This is a genomic window from Rahnella sp. EDr1-12 (genome assembly GCF_049206505.1).
In the GTDB taxonomy this organism is placed as follows: Bacteria; Pseudomonadota; Gammaproteobacteria; order Enterobacterales; family Enterobacteriaceae; genus Rahnella; species Rahnella rivi.
Genome location: NZ_JBLZNY010000001.1, coordinates 1,120,444 through 1,136,692, shown reverse-complemented (window position 1 = coordinate 1,136,692; position 16,249 = coordinate 1,120,444). Strand labels below are relative to the sequence as shown.

Sequence of the window (16,249 nt, the reverse complement as noted above, 5' to 3'; positions counted from 1 at the left end):
TCATTATAAAAAACGTTTGTTCAGGAAGACCATTACGTCCAGTTAGCGACGGTTCTCACAGCCAGTAAATCAATAATAAAAAAGGCGTTAATTCTCATTAACGCCTTTTTTGTCGACTTTTTTTACCGTTATTTGAGTTCCGCCGGTGCTGTCTCAACGATATCGGCTATTACCGGTTCCGTGGTTTTCCCCGGAAAACGGCGGCGGATCAGCACGAAGAACAACGGCACGAAGAAGACTGCCAGCACGGTCGCGGAAATCATCCCGCCGATGACGCCGGTACCCACCGCGTGCTGGCTGCCAGAACCTGCGCCGGTGCTGGTCGCCATCGGCAGTACGCCGAAAATAAAGGCCAGCGAGGTCATCAGGATAGGGCGCAGGCGCATTCTCGAGGCTTCCAGCGTAGCTTCTAACAGTTCCCGGCCCCTGACGTTCAGATCATTGGCAAATTCGACAATCAGAATGGCGTTTTTCGCCGACAGCCCGATGATGGTCAGCATCCCGACCTGGAAATACACGTCGTTTTCCAGCCCGCGCATCCAGGTGGCAATCACCGCACCGAGCACGCCGAGCGGTACCACCAGCATGACTGAGAACGGAATCGACCAGCTTTCATAAAGTGCCGCCAGACACAGGAACACCACCAGCAGGGAAAGGGCATACAGCGCAGGCGCCTGTGAACCGGATAAACGCTCCTGATAGGACAGCCCGGTCCATTCGAGGCCAATCCCGGTCGGCAATTTCGCCACCAGTTTTTCCATGGTATCCATCGCCGTACCGCTGCTGACGCCTTCTGCCGGTTCCCCGACAATCTCCAGCGCGGAATATCCGTTGTAGCGCTCAAGGCGCGGCGAGCCGGTCAGCCAGTATGATGTGGCAAACGCGGAGAACGGCACCATGGTTCCTGTGGCGTTTCTGACATACCAGCGGTTAATATCGTCCGGCAGCATACGGAATTTTGCACCGGCCTGAACGTAGACTTTTTTGACGCGGGCGCGATCAACAAAGTCGTTGACGTAAGTCGACCCCCAGGCGGTGCTCAGCGTGCTGTTGATATCTGTGATCGACACGCCCAGCGCCTGCGCTTTGACCTGATCGATGTCGATTTGCAACTGCGGGCTGTCATCCAGACCGTTATGACGCACGCGGATCAGATTGCTGTCTTTGGCGGTCATATCCAGCAACTGATCACGCGCTGACATCAGTGCCGCGTGGCCCAGCCCGGCGTGATCCTGCAATTCCATGTCGAAACCGGTGGCGCTGCCGAGACCGTTAATGGCCGGCGGACTGCTGGCGATCACTCTGGCTTCGGTAATCTTACTGAATTCTTTGGTGGCCTTTTCAATCAGCGCAAAGGAGGAGTCATCCGCACCTGTACGCTCATCCCACGGGGTCAGGCGCACGAACATACGAGCGACATTCTGCCCGTTACCGCCCGGCCCTGCGCCGATGGTGGAAAACACCGAAAGCACATCTTTTTTATCGGTTTTAAGGAAGTAGTTTTCGACTTTCTCAACCACTTTTTGCGTTTGCTGCAGCGTCGAACCCGGCGGTAACTGCACCTGAACCGTGAAGACACCACGGTCTTCCAGCGGCAGGAACGAGGTCGGTAACTTAATAAACATAAATGCCAGCAACGCGACCAGCGCGGCATAACACAGCATCCAGCGCAGGCTGTTGCGTAAAATCCCCGCCACGCCGTTTTCATAGCGGCGCGCGTTGCGGTCAAACATGCGGTTAAACCAGCCAAAGAAGCCGCGTTTGCCGTGATGATGCCCCTTCGCAATAGGTTTCAGAAGGGTTGAGCACAGCGCCGGTGTCAGTGTCAGTGCGACAAATACCGACAGCACCATCGCTGACACAATCGTGATGGAGAACTGACGGTAAATCGCGCCGGTGGTGCCGCCAAAGAACGCCATCGGCACGAACACGGCGGAGAGCACCAGGGTGATACCGACCAGCGCACTTTGTATCTGACCCATCGATTTACGCGTAGCGTCTCTGGGGCTGAGGCCTTCCTCGCTCATCACGCGCTCGACGTTCTCCACCACCACAATGGCATCATCCACCAGCAGGCCGATCGCCAGTACCATCGCAAACATGGTTAACGTATTGATGCTGTAGCCGAACTGATGCAGCACGGCAAAAGTGCCGAGAAGCACCACCGGCACGGCAATGGTTGGGATCAGCGTTGCGCGGAAGTTTTGCAGGAACAGGTACATCACCAGAAAAACCAGCACGATGGCTTCAAACAGCGTTTTCACCACATCAGTGATCGCCGCTTTAACGAACGGCGTGGTTTCATACGCCACTTCCGCTTTCAGACCGTGAGGGAAGTAATGCGAAAGTTCTTCAAGGCGCGCGCGTACCGCTTTATCGGTTTGCAGTTCATTCGCGCCGGACGCCAGTTTTACCCCCATACCGGACGCGGCCTGGCCGTTGTAGCGGCTGAGCAGGCTGTAGTTTTCAGCCCCCAGACCAATTTCTGCCACATCACCCAGTTTGACCTGCGAACCATCCTTATTCACTTTCAGCGTGATCTGGCGAAATTGCTCCGGCGTCTGTAATTGCGATTGCGCATTGATCGTGGCATTCAGCGCCTGGAAATCGACAGAAGGTGCGCCGCCGAGTTGCCCGACCGCCACCTGGCTGTTTTGCGCTTTGATCGCGGTGACCACATCGGCAGTGGTCAGCTGGTAATTAGTGAGTTTGTCCGGGTCAAGCCAGATACGCATGGCGTACTGTGAACCGTAAGCATCGATGCTGCCAACGCCGTCCACGCGGCTCAGCGGATCCTGAATGTTCGAGGCCACATAATCGGCGATATCCTGCTTATCCATACTGCCGTCGGTGGAGACAAACGCCACCATCATCAGGTTGGTATCACCGGTTTTCGAGACGGTCACCCCCTGCGTTTGCACATCCTGCGGCAAACGTTTCAGCGCCTGTTGCAGCTGGTTCTGCACCTGTTGCAGCGCTTCATTCGGGTCAGTGCCGGCGGTAAAACTCAGTGTAATCTGCGATTTACCGTCATTACTGCTTTGCGAAGACATGTACATCAGATTGTCGAGGCCGGTCATGTTCTGCTCGATAATCTGGGTAACCGTATTTTCTAATGTTTGTGCTGATGCGCCGGGATATGTTGCCGAGATGCGAACATTAGGAGGGGCGAGATCGGGATATTGTTCGACCGGCAAAAAGTAAATCGCCAGTGCGCCGGACAAAGACAGAATGATCGCTAATACCCAGGCAAAAATCGGGCGATCGATGAAAAAATTGGCCATGCGTCAAAAACCTCGTTATCACTCTGGCGGGAGTGACTCACATCAGCAAACAAACAGAATGTCAGTAATCTGACAAAAAAATCCACTGAGAAGATTTTCCCAGCGGCAGTACTGTCCAAACAGGACGGAGTGAATGTTAGAGTGTCGTTCTACGTCTAAGCACTTTACCTTCTCAGGGCGAATAAAACGTGGAGAAATAAAGGAGATAATGTAAAAAAGCCCACCTGAACACGGGGTTATATTTCACCAGACAGTCTACGCTTTTGATGGATCCTTTTAATGACAACGCCCGGAGCGTTCAACATGATGTTAAATTCGGTGTTTGCCCGCCGCCTCTACCTTTGCTGGTTGCTGGACAACGAACAAAAACCCAACGTGCCGAAGCTGATGGAAATCACCGGCTGGCCACGCCGCACCTTGCAGGACGTACTGAAAGCGCTGCCGGGAATGGGCGTTGAACTGGATTTTATCCAACAGGGAATACGCAATAATGACGGCTACTATCAGCTTTCCAGCTGGGGGCCGCTGGACAGGCAATGGATTGAACGCCATCGCGAACAGCTTATCGCGGCAATAGCGCAGGGTTGAGTATGGCGGGAGAAGTAGAATACGGCTATGATGCCTGGCTTCTCTCACCACTTCTGAGCGGGGGCATTGAATGTCATCTCACGACACTTTTTCTCAAGAAACAGCATCTGACCCAACATCTTCCAGAATCGAAAATGTCCAGAGCGAGTTGCTCTCTGACAACTGGTATGTTCTGCGTAAATTCTCCTACGACTTAATCAAACGCAATGGCGAACGCCAGTCGCAAACCCGTGAAGTGTATGACCGTGGGAATGGCGCGACGATCCTTCTTTACAGCAAAATCAAAAAAACCGTCCTGCTGATCAAACAGTTTCGTATGCCGACCTACGTCAACGGCAACAGCACCGGAATGCTGCTGGAAACCTGCGCGGGCCTGCTGGACAACGATTCCCCTGAAGATTGCATCCGTAAAGAGGCGATCGAAGAAACCGGTTTTGCGGTCGGTAAAGTCGATAAACTGTTCGAGGCTTACATGTCGCCGGGCAGCGTGACGGAAATCGTGCACTTTTTTGCGGCGGAATATGATGAGTCGCAGCGTCAGAACGCCGGCGGTGGGGTCGAGGACGAAGACATCGATGTGCTTGAGGTGCCGTTCAGCCAGGCGCTGGACATGATCAAAGACGGGCGTATCAAAGACGGTAAAACCATCATGCTGTTGCAATACGCTCAGATTCAGGGATGGATGGCCTGAACCGCGCTGGTACGTTCAGCACTGATTTCAGCACTTAAGAATGAAGAAGGCACCCGAAGGTGCCTTTGTTGTTTTTGCATGACGCTACAAGCGTTACTGCACCGTGGCGACCGCGGCAGTGCCAGCCTGCTTCTTGATCGCTGACCACGGAAGAACTGACCATTCAGGCCCTTCGCATGAGCGCTGAACACGGGCAAAACTCGGATCAAAATAGAGCCCGGCAGGGGTGAAATACCACGCCGGGAACTGCCAGATTTCAGGTTGCGAGTAATCGCAATCGTCATCACTTTCTTCGGTCGGTTTTTTCATCTCTGCCGGATGCGCCAGCGTCAGCTCTTTAACCAGCCAGGGCGCCCATTTCTTGTCGCGATATTGCGCAAAGGTGTCGAAATCGACATCATTTTTACCGGTAGAGACGCCATCTTCCGCATTGAGATAATGGAAAGGGGCGCCTTCGCCGACCCAGACCACATCTTCCAGCGTCAGCGATTCTGCCGTTTTGGCATTCATATTCACCGGCGCTTCACCGAAATCAGGGTGCGCACCGCCGCAATCGTAAGAGGTGAAAATACTGATACTGACGATGTCTTTACTCAGGTATTTCGGCGTCACGGTTTGCATATACTCACCCTGACCGAAGCGGCTTGCGCCGAGCATACAGGCATGCCAGCCGCTGACTTCCTGCCACAGGCGGGTGCGCAGCTTCTGATTGATCGCGTGCAGCTCGGCGTCAGGGTAGCCGGAGGCAATTTCGAACAACGTAATTTTGGATTGCGGCTCTGTCCACCATTGCAGCTGATACCCCATGAAATTTTCGCTTTTACCGGCGGTCAGCTGCAGGCCTGAAAGGCGTAAAAACTCATAAGGTTCGATGTGAGCAAGTGCGGTCAGCCAGGCATCATCGGTGGTGACAGCAGGTAACTGCGCAGGTTGCAGTTTCACCGGCAAGGTTTTGCCTTGCGGATTGGTCCAGCTCCCTTGCCAGTTGCCTTTCTCATCTTTGGTCAGGGAAAATTCAGGGCGCGGGGTGTCATCAAAATCATCCAGACCTTCCTGAAGTTTCAGCTCCTGCCCGTCCAGCGAGCCATTAAGCGGCAGGTCGAGACGGTATTTTTGATAGAAGTAACGGCCCGTCACTTCATCGGGTTTATTTAAATCCAGCTCGACCACAATACTGGTTTTACCCAGCGTACCGGAATACACCACAGGCGGCTCTTCAGCCAGAGCAGGCAATGCAAGCAGGGCTATCAACCAAATCCACAACTTCATCAGTATCTCCCAGAGAAATAAATCATCCTTTGCGCCATTATTTTTTCGTTATAGGCAATGACGTGCGAAAGCCAGTGTACTGAAAGTTTCGTTACGTCACCATTACGTGATCTGATAAGTAGAAAAAAATTATCGTTTGCCCAAAAAAGCCATCGGGAAAGGTATCTCTTTCTAATTTCGAATAAAAAAATGCTGGTTTGTTAGCAGTCTCCCGGCGGAGGTTACGCTATTATCAGGGAGATAACTTAGAGAAGAGCTGAGACTCATAATGTGCAGATGGATGACCGCCCCTTTATGCCTGCTGGCCGGAATGCTGGCTTTTAGCGTGCAGGCCGAGCCGATACAGGCAATGTATAACGACTGGCAGGTGAGCTGCGATAACCTGAACCACTGCGCTGCGCGCAACAGTCAGGATGGTCAGGAACTGGTGATGAAAATCACCCGCGAAGCCGGGCCGGAGGGCAAATCAACCCTCAGTATTGATTACCAGCGTAACAGCGACGAGCAAAGCAGCGATGCGCCGATTGCCGGGCGGTTGCAGATGAACGGAAAAACGCTGAGTTTTAATCACCGCGAATGGGATATCAGTAAAAAGCACCTTTCGGGCAGTAACCGTCTGGTGGTCAATGATTTCATCGCCGCCATTCGTGAAGGCAGCAGCATTCAGCTGGCAGGTAAATCGGATCCCGCACAACCGGTGAAACCGATGATTTCGCTCAAAGGGTTGAAAGCGGTGCTGCTGGCCATCGATGCCCAGCAGGGGCGGGTCGGCACCAAAACGGCCTGGGCCAGCCGGGGCACGAAACCGGCGAATACCGTGCCACCTGCGCCGGTCGCGCCGGTATTGCCACGTTTTAGTGAACCGCACGCCTTGTCCGAGAGTGAGATCTCAGCCATCACGCAGAACGCTGCGACCACCATTGAGAACAATGATTGCAGCCTCGATCCCTCAGAACGTGAAGTGCATATTTTCGCCCTGAGTAACGAGAAGGCGCTGATGACCGTCAACTGCGACATGGGGGCTTACAATCTGTTTGCTCTGGGATTTGTGGTCTCGCGTCAGGCACCTTACAAAATGGAAAATCTGGCGCTGAACATGCCGTTCAAACTGGGTGAGGATGAACAGGCGCCCGAGCTGATTAACGCAGATTTCGACCCGAAAACCGGCATGCTTTCGACCTATGATAAAGGCCGTGGGATCGGGGATTGCGGCGTCTCCTCGCGCTGGGTGTTTGATGGCAAAGCGTTCAGGCTGGCGGCATTTTCGTCTGAACCCGCCTGTGACGGCTACAGCAGCGGCGGAGAATGGCCGGTTCTGTGGGTGACTCAGGCGCCTTAATTCCCGCTGCGGCGTTATGTTGCGGATAAAAAAATGCCCTGTGAGCTTAGGCTTTCAGGGCATTTTCTTTTATCGCGGTCTGCGTCGTTGAAACGTTATTCAACAGACGCTTTGACGACAACCATATTGCTGGCGAATTCGACTTGCTGATCGGCAACGATTTTGCAGCGCTTACGGGTTTCTACTTTACCGTTGACCTTCACCTGGCCTTCAGCGATGACCGACTTAGCGGAACCGCCACTGTCACACCAGCCCATAAATTTGAGCAGGTCGCACAGTTCAACGTGCGGGTGCTTTTCGAGAAAAAAAGTTTCCATGTATTCCTGACTTTGTGTTTGGTACGAATGAATTAAGACTTAATGGCGCTGATGTCATGATATTCCTCACACGCCTGCAAGGTATTTTGAATCAGCGTCGCGACCGTCATCGGGCCTACGCCGCCCGGCACCGGTGTGATAAAGGAAGCACGCTCAGCGGCGGCATCATATTCCACATCGCCGACAACTTTACCACTTTCCAGACGGTTAATACCGACATCAATGACAATCGCACCCGGTTTAATCCATTCACCCGGAATAAAGCCTGGTTTACCGACCGCCACTACCACCAGATCGGCATTCTCAACGTGATGACGAAGATTTTTGGTGAAGCGGTGCGTGACGGTAGTGGTGCAACCTGCCAGCAGCAGTTCCATGCTCATCGGACGGCCCACAATGTTGGATGCGCCGATCACCACGGCGTTCAGCCCGAAGGTATCAATACCATAACGCTCAAGCAGGGTGACGATGCCGCGCGGCGTACATGGGCGCAGCGTGGGAGCGCGCTGACACAGGCGTCCGACGTTATACGGATGGAAGCCATCGACGTCTTTGTCCGGATGAATGCGTTCCAGAACCTTGATGTTATCGATGCCCGCTGGCAGCGGAAGCTGCACCAAAATACCGTCGATTTCACCGTCATTATTCAGATCGTCGATCAGTTTCAGCAGTTCGCCTTCAGAGGTGGTGGCGGGCAAATCGTAAGAGCGGGAGATGAAGCCGACTTCTTCGCATGAGCGACGTTTGCTGGCGACATAAATCTGTGATGCCGGGTTTTCACCGACCAGCACCACGGCCAGGCCGGGAGCGCGTTTACCTTGCGCCAGTCGTTGTTGCACACGCGCCGCCACTTCGCTTCTGACTTGCTGCGCAATCGTTTTACCGTCAATAATCTTTGCTGCCATCGGGGAATAAATCCATCAATTAAAAAATGCAGGGGATGCGCCTATTTTGTCAGAAGCGGCGGGCGCTGTCAGGCGTTGAATGCGAATTACTTGTTCGAAAATTCACTGAGACAGTGCTTAAAAAAGTGTCTATTTTAGAAACAGGTCTTTTTAAATCATCAGGAAAGGAACCCATGACACGTAAAGTCGGGATTATAGGCGCAGGCCACGTAGGGGCTGACGTTGCATTTTCATTGGTCACACAGGGATTGTGCGACACGATTGTTTTGCTGGATGAAGACGAAAAAAAGGCGGGCAGTCAGGCACTCGAACTGCGCGACATGGCATCTCTCACCGCGTCACGCGTTAAGATAATCTCTAACGATTACAGCGAATTGCACAATGCAGATGTGCTGGTCATCGCCGTCGGCCCGAAAACGCTGCTGCGTGAAGATCGCCTCGAAGAACTGGCAGAGACGCGCGCCGCCGTGCGTGAAGTGATCCCGCGCGTGATTGCCAGCGGTTTTGGCGGTGTTATCGTCAACATCACCAACCCGTGCGATGTCATTACCCAGATTATTCAACAAACCAGCGGCTTCCTGCACTCTCAGGTCTTCGGCACCGGCACGTCGCTCGATACCGCACGCATGAAGCGCGTCGTGGGCGAATTCTTCGATATCGACCCCCAAAGCGTCACCGGCTACGTGATGGGTGAGCACGGCGAATCACAGTTTGTCGCCTGGAGCACCGTGACTCTGGGCGGATGTCCGGTGGCGCAACTGGCGGGCGACCGTGACGTTGACTGGGCCAACATGCAGGACGCCGTGCGCGGCGGTGGCTGGGAAATCCTGCAAGGCAAGGGCTGGACCAGTTTCGGCATTGCCACGGCAACGGCGCGTCTGGTGGACGCGATATTATCTGACGCGCACAGCGTATATCCGGTGTCGGCGTGGGATGAAGAGCTGAACGTGTACATCGGCCAGCCTGCGGTGATCGGCAAAAACGGCGTGGTTCAGACATTGCGGCCAGAGCTGACCGTTTACGAAGGCGTGGCATACCATGCTTCTGCACGCGTGATTGCCGCGGCGCTGAAGTCTGAAAAATAATCCAGACGCATCACATTCTGCTGCGGGGCAGGCCGGGAATAACCTGAAATTGTTCAGGCATTAAGCAGAGAGTTCGAAAGCCATTGACTCATCACGGTCTGCCCGTATAATCCGAACCCGCAACGCTCCCGAATGGGACAAGCAATGCGCCCTTAGCTCAGTTGGATAGAGCAACGGCCTTCTAAGCCGTAGGTCACAGGTTCGAGCCCTGTAGGGCGTACCATCTTCGCGGTGTAAAACCGGAAAAACAGACGCCCGCTGGCGTCTTTTTTTATGCCTGGAATTCAGTGCGCAAGATGTCCTGTACTGCTCTTCCTGCCGCCTCAGAAATCCAACTCAAGTGCAAAACACAGGTAAGCCATCAGTGGCGCACAATGCCTAAACTGCGCCGCACAAAAATCGACCACATCAGGTTTGCACAAATCTTCGAAGGCGATATTTTTAATCGCGATAAAATCTTTGCGCTTTAATTCCTCTAACAACGGGTGGTTTTTGTCGTAGCCTTTTGGCGGACGAATCAGGCTGTCGCCATCCATCACGAAACCGTTGTCGTGCAATGTCTTAAGCGCTTTCTTGTAGGCGTTCGGATTCTCATCAATGCACGTACGGATCGCATTTAACGCTTTAGATTCCGGATGCCAGATCCCCGCCGCGAGAAAACAATTATCTTCGGCAATGTGCAGATAGAGTCCGGGGGCGTGGACATCTTTGCCCTGAAAATGGCGAAACTGGATGCCGACATTGGTTTTGTAAGGCGTTTTATCTTTGCTGAAACGGCTGTCCCGCTGCGGACGCATAAGGCTGCCGCCCACTTTTCTGGCGACGGCAGTCAGCCTCGGGGAAATGGCAATAATCTCTGGCTGCATGTGTTCGATAAACCGCAGTGCGGGGGTTCTCAGCGTATTTTCGTATTCATCCTGATTCGCTTTGAACCAGTCGCGGGAGTTGTTTTGTGCGAGTTTATTCAGAAATTGCAAACCGGCTGCGCTAAAAATTGTCCCTGCCGGAACCGGCGTTTCAGGTGTCTGGGTCGTCATTATCGATAAGCCTTAATCACTGCCATGAAAAGAATCAGAGGAGATCCTGACGCCAGAGACGGCTCAGTGCAAACTGAAAAGCAAAAATTTTTCTGACAACCGAGGAAAACGCAGTGGCCGCCTGAAAGCCTGCCAGAATCAGGTGGGAGCTGGCGGCCATGGAGCAGACATATTCTGTTAAATATAATTCAGAGCAATATAATAGGGTAAACATCAGCCGCAGGGGTTTCTATGGATAATATTAATAATGCTAAGCGCGTCCTAGAGGATAATACTAAAGTGCTTTACGGCATATTTGGTATCATCAGCGGTTCTGGCTATTTTCCACCGTTGCCTTTCCTGAATGAATTCTTCGTGGCGGGCAGTGATCCCTGCGATCAAGATGGTCGGATGGGACGTTGGCGGCGCTTCGCACTGACCCTCTCTGAATATGAAGTGGTGAAAGCGTGGTGGATTGAAAACAACCCTAATACCATCGAGTCGCAACTTGGGTGCGATTGCTGGAATGATTGGGTGCAGGAGATTTTGGAGCAGTAAGTAAAGTCATCATGGGATGAAAAAATCCTACGCGAATAACGCATGAGCTTTGCCATTCGCATATTCCCTTTCTGTCCTGCGCCAAAGGGCTTAATCCTGCAAATCTTCTGTTTATGAGTAAAATCCATAGAACCCTGATCAAGATCAACGGTAACAATCTGTAAAGTTTTACTCTTTACGGAAATTTACTGACTACTGGGGATCTATGAAAATTAAAGACTTTTTTGTGATGACTGCACCGAACCGTCGCCGTTATGGCGTGGCTTTTTTTGTCGGTATTATTGCCGGGGTGATGTCAGCTTTCGTGAAGTGGGGCGCGGAAGTGCCTTTGCCCCCGCGTACTTTCTCAGGCGGTCGCGATGAATTTAACCCGCCGTATTTGTTCCTGAGAGATTATCTGGGCATTGATCCGACGCATGCCGTTTACCAGTTCTCTGAACATATTATTAATCCTGTCCATATTACCCATATTATTTTCTCCCTGGTCTTCGCGATAGGCTATTGCCTGGTCGCGGAAGTCTTCCCGAAAGTAAAATTATGGCAGGGTGCGCTGGCCGGTATTATTGCGACTGTTGCCGTCCACTGGATAAGTTTCCCGCTGCTGGGTCTGACACCGCCATTGTCCGGGCTTCCGCTGGATGAATATGTGTCTGAATTACTGGGCCACATCTTCTGGTTCTGGGCGATTGAAATGATCCGCCGTGATTTGAGAAACCGAATCACGCACGAACCCGATGCTGAAGTGCCGATGGATTCGCCTTTCCGTTAATGCGCCATCCTGAGTGTTAAGCCCGCCTGACTCTGTCGGCGGGTTTTTTTATGTCTGCTTATTATCATTACAATAAAGAACGGAATAATTTTTTATAGGGAAGGTTTGATTTAGTTTCTAAAAAACATCTATAACCAACTCATGATGTATTGATATAAAACCCCGCGTCATATTACGTTGTATTAATTTCATTGTTATGTGTATATCAATTAAATAATCACCTTTATCAATATTAAGTGCGGATAGAGAAAAGACACCGGCGAAAGGTGTCTTTTCTTCTTGCGCCTGCCTGAGAAGTTCAGGTGAGAGTTAACCCGCCGTCACAGATTTAGGCTTACGCTACCGGCGTTTTTGTGTGTAGGATCAGGGCTGTAAAATTGCCAATCGGGAGAGTTATGGCTTCGCTGAAAGAAGTAGCACAACGGGCATCCGTCTCGCTGATGACGGTGTCCCGCGCCATTAATGAGCCGCAAAGGCTGAAGCCGGAAACGCTGGCGCGCGTGCAGCAGGCCATTGACGCACTTCACTATGTGCCCGATTTCTCGGCGCGCAAGATGCGCGGCAAAAGCAGCAAAGTCTCCACGCTCGGCGTGCTGGCGCTCGATACCGCCACGACGCCATTCTCCGTTGAACTGCTTCTCTCGATTGAACTCACGGCCCGCGAATTTGGCTGGAGCAGTTTTCTGGTCAGCATTACCTCGCAGGAAGACAGCGAGCGCGCGGTCAGCCAGCTGCTTTCCCAGCGTCCGGACGGCATTATTTTTACCACCATGGGGCTGCGTGAAGTCGATATTCCCTCGCGTCTGGTGGATAAAAATCTGGTGCTGGCGAATTGCCTGAGCCGTGAACACGCGCTGCCGGGCTACATTCCTGATGATTTTGACGGCCAGTATCAGGCCACCAAGCTGCTGATCCGCAAAGGCTACCGCCATCCGCTGTGCATTTATTTACCGGAGTCCATCCCCGCCGGAACCCGCCGTCGCGCCGGTGCGGAACAGGCATGGCGCGAAGCGGGGCTGGCGGCAGAAGATCTTCGTCAGCTGCATATGGCGCTGGGCGATGAGCATTATCGTGATGTTGTGACAATGCTTGAGGGCTTTATCCCCGGCGGAAAACCGGATTTCGACGTGCTGGTGTGCGGCAATGATCGTATTGCCTTTCTGGCGTATCAGGTGCTGCTGGCGAAGGGGATTGCAATACCGCAACAGGTCGCGGTGCTCGGGTATGACAACATGGTCGGTATCGGCGATCTGTTCCTTCCGCCGCTGACCACGGTGCAATTGCCGCACAGCGAAATAGGCCGTGAAGCGGTGCTGCATCTTATTGAGCAACGCCCCAATCACGGCCTGATAAAGATCGCCTCGCCCGTGCTGGAGCGTGCGTCTTTATCGTGCATTCAGCGTTAACCCGCGCTCAGCCTCCAGACGTCTCCCTCAATCAACGCCGCCTGACCGTGAGCGGCGAAGCAGGAGAGGGCGCGCTGACCGGGCTGCGGGTAAATCCGGCTGCTTAACGTGGCTTCTCCCTGATTAACGAAAATCTCCACAGACGAGCTGTCGATAAAGATCCGCAGTTCCAGCACCTTTCCTTGCGTTAACGCCACGCTGCGCTGGTCTTTGATCCCGTGCATCGGGAAGTCCCTTTCCAGACAGAGTCTCTGCGCCCGTGTGTCCACAAAGAGGGTCACGCCGTCACCGAGTTTGATACCGAAACGTTCTGCGTCGCAGGCAGGGCGATCCCACCGGGTGATGATCTCCAGCGCCTGCGCGTCATCTGCGATGTGCTGAACGCTGTCTCTGAGCAGGCATGGCGAAAGAGGAGAATGCTCACGGCGCAGCGTCTGCACTTCTTGCACCGGAACCATCCGCACGCTGCCATCGTGCAGTGTCAGTTCGCGCGGCAGCGTCATGCAACCCGCCCAGCCTTCGGCCTTTGACGGCATCACGGATTCCCACATGTCCATCCAGGCGATGATCACCCGACGACCATCGGCTGCGGTAAATGACTGGGGCGCATAAAAATCATGGCCGTGATCCAGCTCGCGGAAACCTTCGCGAACCTCAAACTCCTGCCCCGGCCGCCAGGTTCCTCGCAGGCAGCCACTCTGGAATAAGTTCAGATAATCATCGCCTTGTGCTTTGATGCCCTGCGGGGAACACATCAGAATATGTTCATCGCCAAGCGGGAAAAAATCCGGGCATTCCCACATGTAACCCGTGTTGCGGTCGGCTTTGGCGAGCACGCGGTCGAACGTCCAGTCGCGCAGGCTGTTGCCCTTGTACAACAACACCTGGCCGATATCGCTGTCATCCCGCGCCCCGATCACCATCCACCAGTGGCCGTCTTCGTACCAGACTTTCGGATCACGAAAATGCATGATGTTATCCGGTGGTGTGAGCACCACGCCCTGTTTGGTGAAATGAATGCCGTCCTCGCTGGTGGCAAGGCATTGCACCTCACGGATGGCGCTGTCGTTGCCTTCGCCGCTCAGCCAGACGTGGCCGGTGTAAATCAGGCTCAGCACGCCGTTATCGTCCACGGCGCTGCCGGAGAAACAGCCGTCCCGGTCGTACTCTTCGCCCGGCGCCAGTGCGACAGGCTGATGTTGCCAGTTCACCATGTCCTGACTGGTGGCGTGCCCCCAGTGCATCGGTCCCCAGTTCTCGCTAAACGGGTGATGCTGATAAAACGCGTGATATCGCCCCTGGTGATAAATCAGCCCGTTCGGATCATTCATCCATCCCGCCGGTGGCGCGAGGTGAAAATGCGGGTAAAAGGATTTGCCGCGCGTTGCTGCTCCGTCGCGCAACGCCTGTTCTGCGCGTTCCAGTCGCTGTTTCATAAAATCTCACTCTTTTTGAATAATACGGAAGGGGTTGTCCGGCTCTTTTCGCCGATGAGCAGGAATCCCGAGATCGTGGTGAGGATGAGCACCAGCATCCCCATAATCATGTAGGTGTCGGCAAAGCCGATCCGGTCGTAGCCGTAACCGGCCAGCGGGGAAAACACACTGGCACACACCTGCGTGATGAACTGGAACCCGACCAGATACAGCGTGGCTGAAAGGCGCGGGTCGAAGCGGGTGGTGATGTACTTAAACATGGCGATCAGCAGGATCGGCAGCTCCACGGCGTGCAGCAGTTTCATGCAGGAAATGGTCACCGCATCCGCTGCCAGACCTGAACCAAAAACGCGCAGCGCCATAATCAGCCCGCTGAGCAGCAAGCCGTTTTTTGCCCCGATTTTATTGACGACGAACGGCGCGAGGAACATGCCGCCCGCTTCTAAAAACACCTGGAAGGAGTTAAGGAAACCGTACATCTCATTGCCGTTTTTAACGTCCGGGAACAGTGAAGCGAAGTACACCGGAAACTGCTGATCGTAGACGTTGTAAACGCTGACGCCGGTTACAAACACAATCAGCGCCCAAAAACGCGGCAGGCGGAACAGGGCAATCGCATCAGAAAGCTGAAGGTTACCGGGCTTGCCGTACTCGAGCTGATTCAGCGCATCGGTCTTCACCTCACGCAGCCGCCACAGCAGCAGCAGGAAAATGATCGCAGAAGACGAAGCCATCCAGAAGTTAAGGTTCGGGTTGATGTTAAACAGGATCCCGGCGAGAAAGGTGGCGGCCGCCCAGCCGAGCGATCCCCACATTCTGGCTTTACCAAACTCAAACCCTAAGATACGGCTGACCCGCTCGGTATAAGATTCGAGCGCACCAATCCCGGCAAAAAACGTCGCGCCCACGTACAAGCCGCCGGCGGCGGCGCCCAGCAGAATATTGATTTGCAGCAACGGGGCAAAGATGAAGATAAAGAAAGGTCCGCTGGCCAGTAACAGTATGCCGATGGCCCACAGCAGGTTTTTACGTAACCCCAGCTTGTCCTGAATAAAACCGTACAGCGGCTGCGCGCACAGCGCCGTCAGGGCAATGGCGGAAAAGAATAACCCCGTTTCCGCGCCTTTAAGCCCGACCTTCTGGCTGAGCCAAAGTGAGATCAGCGAAAAAGCAGATGACCAGGTGTAAAAGAAGCAGAAAAGTAATCCGCTTAACAGCATGTAGTGACTTCGGTGACTTGTTTTCATGGCATATCCGTGCGCATTCGAAGAGGTAGTTCACATTGTTAACGTTAACTTATTGCTTTTCCCAGACAGGCGATAACGGATTTATGATGTTAATCACAAATGTTAACGTTAACATATTTAAAGTGTGATCTTCACTGCACATTTTTGCCGATCAGTTCACCGGCTGCGGGGGAACACCGGGCAGCCCGCACAACCCGGCACCTTCGGCGGCTTGCGGGCGAAAGATAACTGTCTATTTATGGTGCTGAGTGTTGTGCCTGTCCGCCGCCTGATTGATGAATTCTCCTCATAGCGCCTTTCACATTTTGCTGCCTAGTCCTGTTCGCCGTATGGCGGTAA

The 16,249-nt window shown here is 53.5% G+C and carries 14 protein-coding genes and 1 tRNA gene; 8 read left to right on the top strand and 7 right to left on the bottom strand.

Annotation, left to right across the window (positions count from 1 at the left end):
• Positions 1-128: 128 nt before the first annotated feature.
• A complete protein-coding gene (gene acrD / locus ACO0U8_RS05405) occupies positions 129-3,284 on the bottom strand; it encodes a multidrug efflux RND transporter permease AcrD (RefSeq protein ID WP_056771372.1) in 3,156 nt (1,051 codons plus the stop codon).
• A 303-nt stretch (positions 3,285-3,587) separates the two neighbouring features.
• On the opposite strand from acrD, the gene ACO0U8_RS05400 reads away from it, so the two are divergent.
• Both ACO0U8_RS05400 and nudK read left to right on the top strand, forming a co-directional pair.
• Positions 3,588-3,872: a winged helix-turn-helix domain-containing protein gene (locus tag ACO0U8_RS05400; RefSeq protein ID WP_056771375.1), complete on the top strand. Its 285-nt coding sequence runs from the start codon at positions 3,588-3,590 to the stop codon at positions 3,870-3,872.
• 70 nt (positions 3,873-3,942) lie between these two features.
• Positions 3,943-4,563 carry a GDP-mannose pyrophosphatase NudK gene (nudK, locus tag ACO0U8_RS05395; RefSeq protein ID WP_421670422.1) on the top strand — a complete coding sequence of 207 codons (621 nt, stop codon included), beginning with the start codon at positions 3,943-3,945 and terminating at the stop codon, positions 4,561-4,563.
• 93 nt (positions 4,564-4,656) lie between these two features.
• Here the strand turns inward: nudK and ACO0U8_RS05390 are convergent, their stop codons facing one another.
• Entirely contained in the window at positions 4,657-5,832 is a 1,176-nt protein-coding gene (locus ACO0U8_RS05390; RefSeq protein WP_056771381.1) for a hypothetical protein, read from the bottom strand.
• A gap of 280 nt (positions 5,833-6,112) precedes the next feature.
• Between ACO0U8_RS05390 and ACO0U8_RS05385 the strand changes: the two genes are divergently transcribed.
• Positions 6,113-7,171 (top strand): DUF1176 domain-containing protein, encoded by a 1,059-nt coding sequence (locus tag ACO0U8_RS05385; RefSeq protein ID WP_421670421.1) that lies wholly within the window; start codon positions 6,113-6,115, stop codon positions 7,169-7,171.
• A 95-nt stretch (positions 7,172-7,266) separates the two neighbouring features.
• Here ACO0U8_RS05385 and ybcJ read toward each other — a convergent pair whose 3' ends face one another.
• A complete protein-coding gene (ybcJ, locus tag ACO0U8_RS05380; protein ID WP_056771387.1) occupies positions 7,267-7,488 on the bottom strand; it encodes a ribosome-associated protein YbcJ in 222 nt (73 codons plus the stop codon).
• Between the two features lie 32 nt (positions 7,489-7,520).
• The gene (folD, locus tag ACO0U8_RS05375) at positions 7,521-8,393 is read right to left on the bottom strand and encodes a bifunctional methylenetetrahydrofolate dehydrogenase/methenyltetrahydrofolate cyclohydrolase FolD (protein ID WP_056771390.1); all 873 of its coding nucleotides are present in this window, start codon (positions 8,391-8,393) and stop codon (positions 7,521-7,523) included.
• Between the two features lie 173 nt (positions 8,394-8,566).
• On the opposite strand from folD, the gene ACO0U8_RS05370 reads away from it, so the two are divergent.
• Together ACO0U8_RS05370 and ACO0U8_RS05365 are read left to right on the top strand one after the other, a co-directional pair.
• Positions 8,567-9,478: an L-lactate dehydrogenase gene (locus tag ACO0U8_RS05370; protein WP_421670420.1), complete on the top strand. Its 912-nt coding sequence runs from the start codon at positions 8,567-8,569 to the stop codon at positions 9,476-9,478.
• Between the two features lie 146 nt (positions 9,479-9,624).
• Positions 9,625-9,701: transfer RNA gene (locus ACO0U8_RS05365), tRNA-Arg, on the top strand.
• Positions 9,702-9,801: 100 nt separating this feature from the next.
• Here ACO0U8_RS05365 and ACO0U8_RS05360 read toward each other — a convergent pair.
• The gene (locus tag ACO0U8_RS05360; protein ID WP_136374815.1) at positions 9,802-10,515 is read right to left on the bottom strand and encodes a DUF2461 domain-containing protein; all 714 of its coding nucleotides are present in this window, start codon (positions 10,513-10,515) and stop codon (positions 9,802-9,804) included.
• Between the two features lie 231 nt (positions 10,516-10,746).
• On the opposite strand from ACO0U8_RS05360, the gene ACO0U8_RS05355 reads away from it, so the two are divergent.
• From ACO0U8_RS05355 to ACO0U8_RS05345, 3 genes are all read left to right on the top strand, one after another.
• Complete coding sequence (locus ACO0U8_RS05355; RefSeq protein WP_421670419.1) at positions 10,747-11,052, top strand: hypothetical protein; 306 nt, start codon at positions 10,747-10,749, stop codon at positions 11,050-11,052.
• Between the two features lie 205 nt (positions 11,053-11,257).
• Entirely contained in the window at positions 11,258-11,821 is a 564-nt protein-coding gene (locus ACO0U8_RS05350; RefSeq protein WP_056771403.1) for a YagU family protein, read from the top strand.
• A 395-nt stretch (positions 11,822-12,216) separates the two neighbouring features.
• The gene (locus tag ACO0U8_RS05345) at positions 12,217-13,227 is read left to right on the top strand and encodes a LacI family DNA-binding transcriptional regulator (protein WP_421670418.1); all 1,011 of its coding nucleotides are present in this window, start codon (positions 12,217-12,219) and stop codon (positions 13,225-13,227) included.
• Here ACO0U8_RS05345 and ACO0U8_RS05340 read toward each other — a convergent pair.
• Together ACO0U8_RS05340 and ACO0U8_RS05335 are read right to left on the bottom strand one after the other, a co-directional pair.
• Positions 13,224-14,663 (bottom strand): glycoside hydrolase family 32 protein, encoded by a 1,440-nt coding sequence (locus ACO0U8_RS05340; RefSeq protein WP_421670417.1) that lies wholly within the window; start codon positions 14,661-14,663, stop codon positions 13,224-13,226. The genes ACO0U8_RS05345 and ACO0U8_RS05340 overlap by 4 nt on opposite strands.
• Positions 14,660-15,910 (bottom strand): MFS transporter, encoded by a 1,251-nt coding sequence (locus ACO0U8_RS05335; protein ID WP_421670416.1) that lies wholly within the window; start codon positions 15,908-15,910, stop codon positions 14,660-14,662. The genes ACO0U8_RS05340 and ACO0U8_RS05335 overlap by 4 nt, the downstream gene beginning before the upstream one ends.
• Between the last annotated feature and the right edge of the window lie 339 nt (positions 15,911-16,249).

What these genes read in the sequence shown, in the direction of transcription:
- acrD (WP_056771372.1), bottom strand. Translation starts at nt 3,284, where the DNA reads ATGGCCAATTTTTTCATCGATCGCCCGATTTTTGCCTGGGTATTAGCG.
- ybcJ (WP_056771387.1), bottom strand. Translation starts at nt 7,488, where the DNA reads ATGGAAACTTTTTTTCTCGAAAAGCACCCGCACGTTGAACTGTGCGAC.
- ACO0U8_RS05355 (WP_421670419.1), top strand. Translation starts at nt 10,747, where the DNA reads ATGGATAATATTAATAATGCTAAGCGCGTCCTAGAGGATAATACTAAA.
- ACO0U8_RS05385 (WP_421670421.1), top strand. Translation starts at nt 6,113, where the DNA reads ATGACCGCCCCTTTATGCCTGCTGGCCGGAATGCTGGCTTTTAGCGTG.
- ACO0U8_RS05370 (WP_421670420.1), top strand. Translation starts at nt 8,567, where the DNA reads ATGACACGTAAAGTCGGGATTATAGGCGCAGGCCACGTAGGGGCTGAC.
- ACO0U8_RS05345 (WP_421670418.1), top strand. Translation starts at nt 12,217, where the DNA reads ATGGCTTCGCTGAAAGAAGTAGCACAACGGGCATCCGTCTCGCTGATG.
- ACO0U8_RS05335 (WP_421670416.1), bottom strand. Translation starts at nt 15,910, where the DNA reads ATGAAAACAAGTCACCGAAGTCACTACATGCTGTTAAGCGGATTACTT.
- ACO0U8_RS05400 (WP_056771375.1), top strand. Translation starts at nt 3,588, where the DNA reads ATGATGTTAAATTCGGTGTTTGCCCGCCGCCTCTACCTTTGCTGGTTG.
- ACO0U8_RS05390 (WP_056771381.1), bottom strand. Translation starts at nt 5,832, where the DNA reads ATGAAGTTGTGGATTTGGTTGATAGCCCTGCTTGCATTGCCTGCTCTG.
- ACO0U8_RS05360 (WP_136374815.1), bottom strand. Translation starts at nt 10,515, where the DNA reads ATGACGACCCAGACACCTGAAACGCCGGTTCCGGCAGGGACAATTTTT.
- ACO0U8_RS05340 (WP_421670417.1), bottom strand. Translation starts at nt 14,663, where the DNA reads ATGAAACAGCGACTGGAACGCGCAGAACAGGCGTTGCGCGACGGAGCA.
- nudK (WP_421670422.1), top strand. Translation starts at nt 3,943, where the DNA reads ATGTCATCTCACGACACTTTTTCTCAAGAAACAGCATCTGACCCAACA.
- folD (WP_056771390.1), bottom strand. Translation starts at nt 8,393, where the DNA reads ATGGCAGCAAAGATTATTGACGGTAAAACGATTGCGCAGCAAGTCAGA.
- ACO0U8_RS05350 (WP_056771403.1), top strand. Translation starts at nt 11,258, where the DNA reads ATGAAAATTAAAGACTTTTTTGTGATGACTGCACCGAACCGTCGCCGT.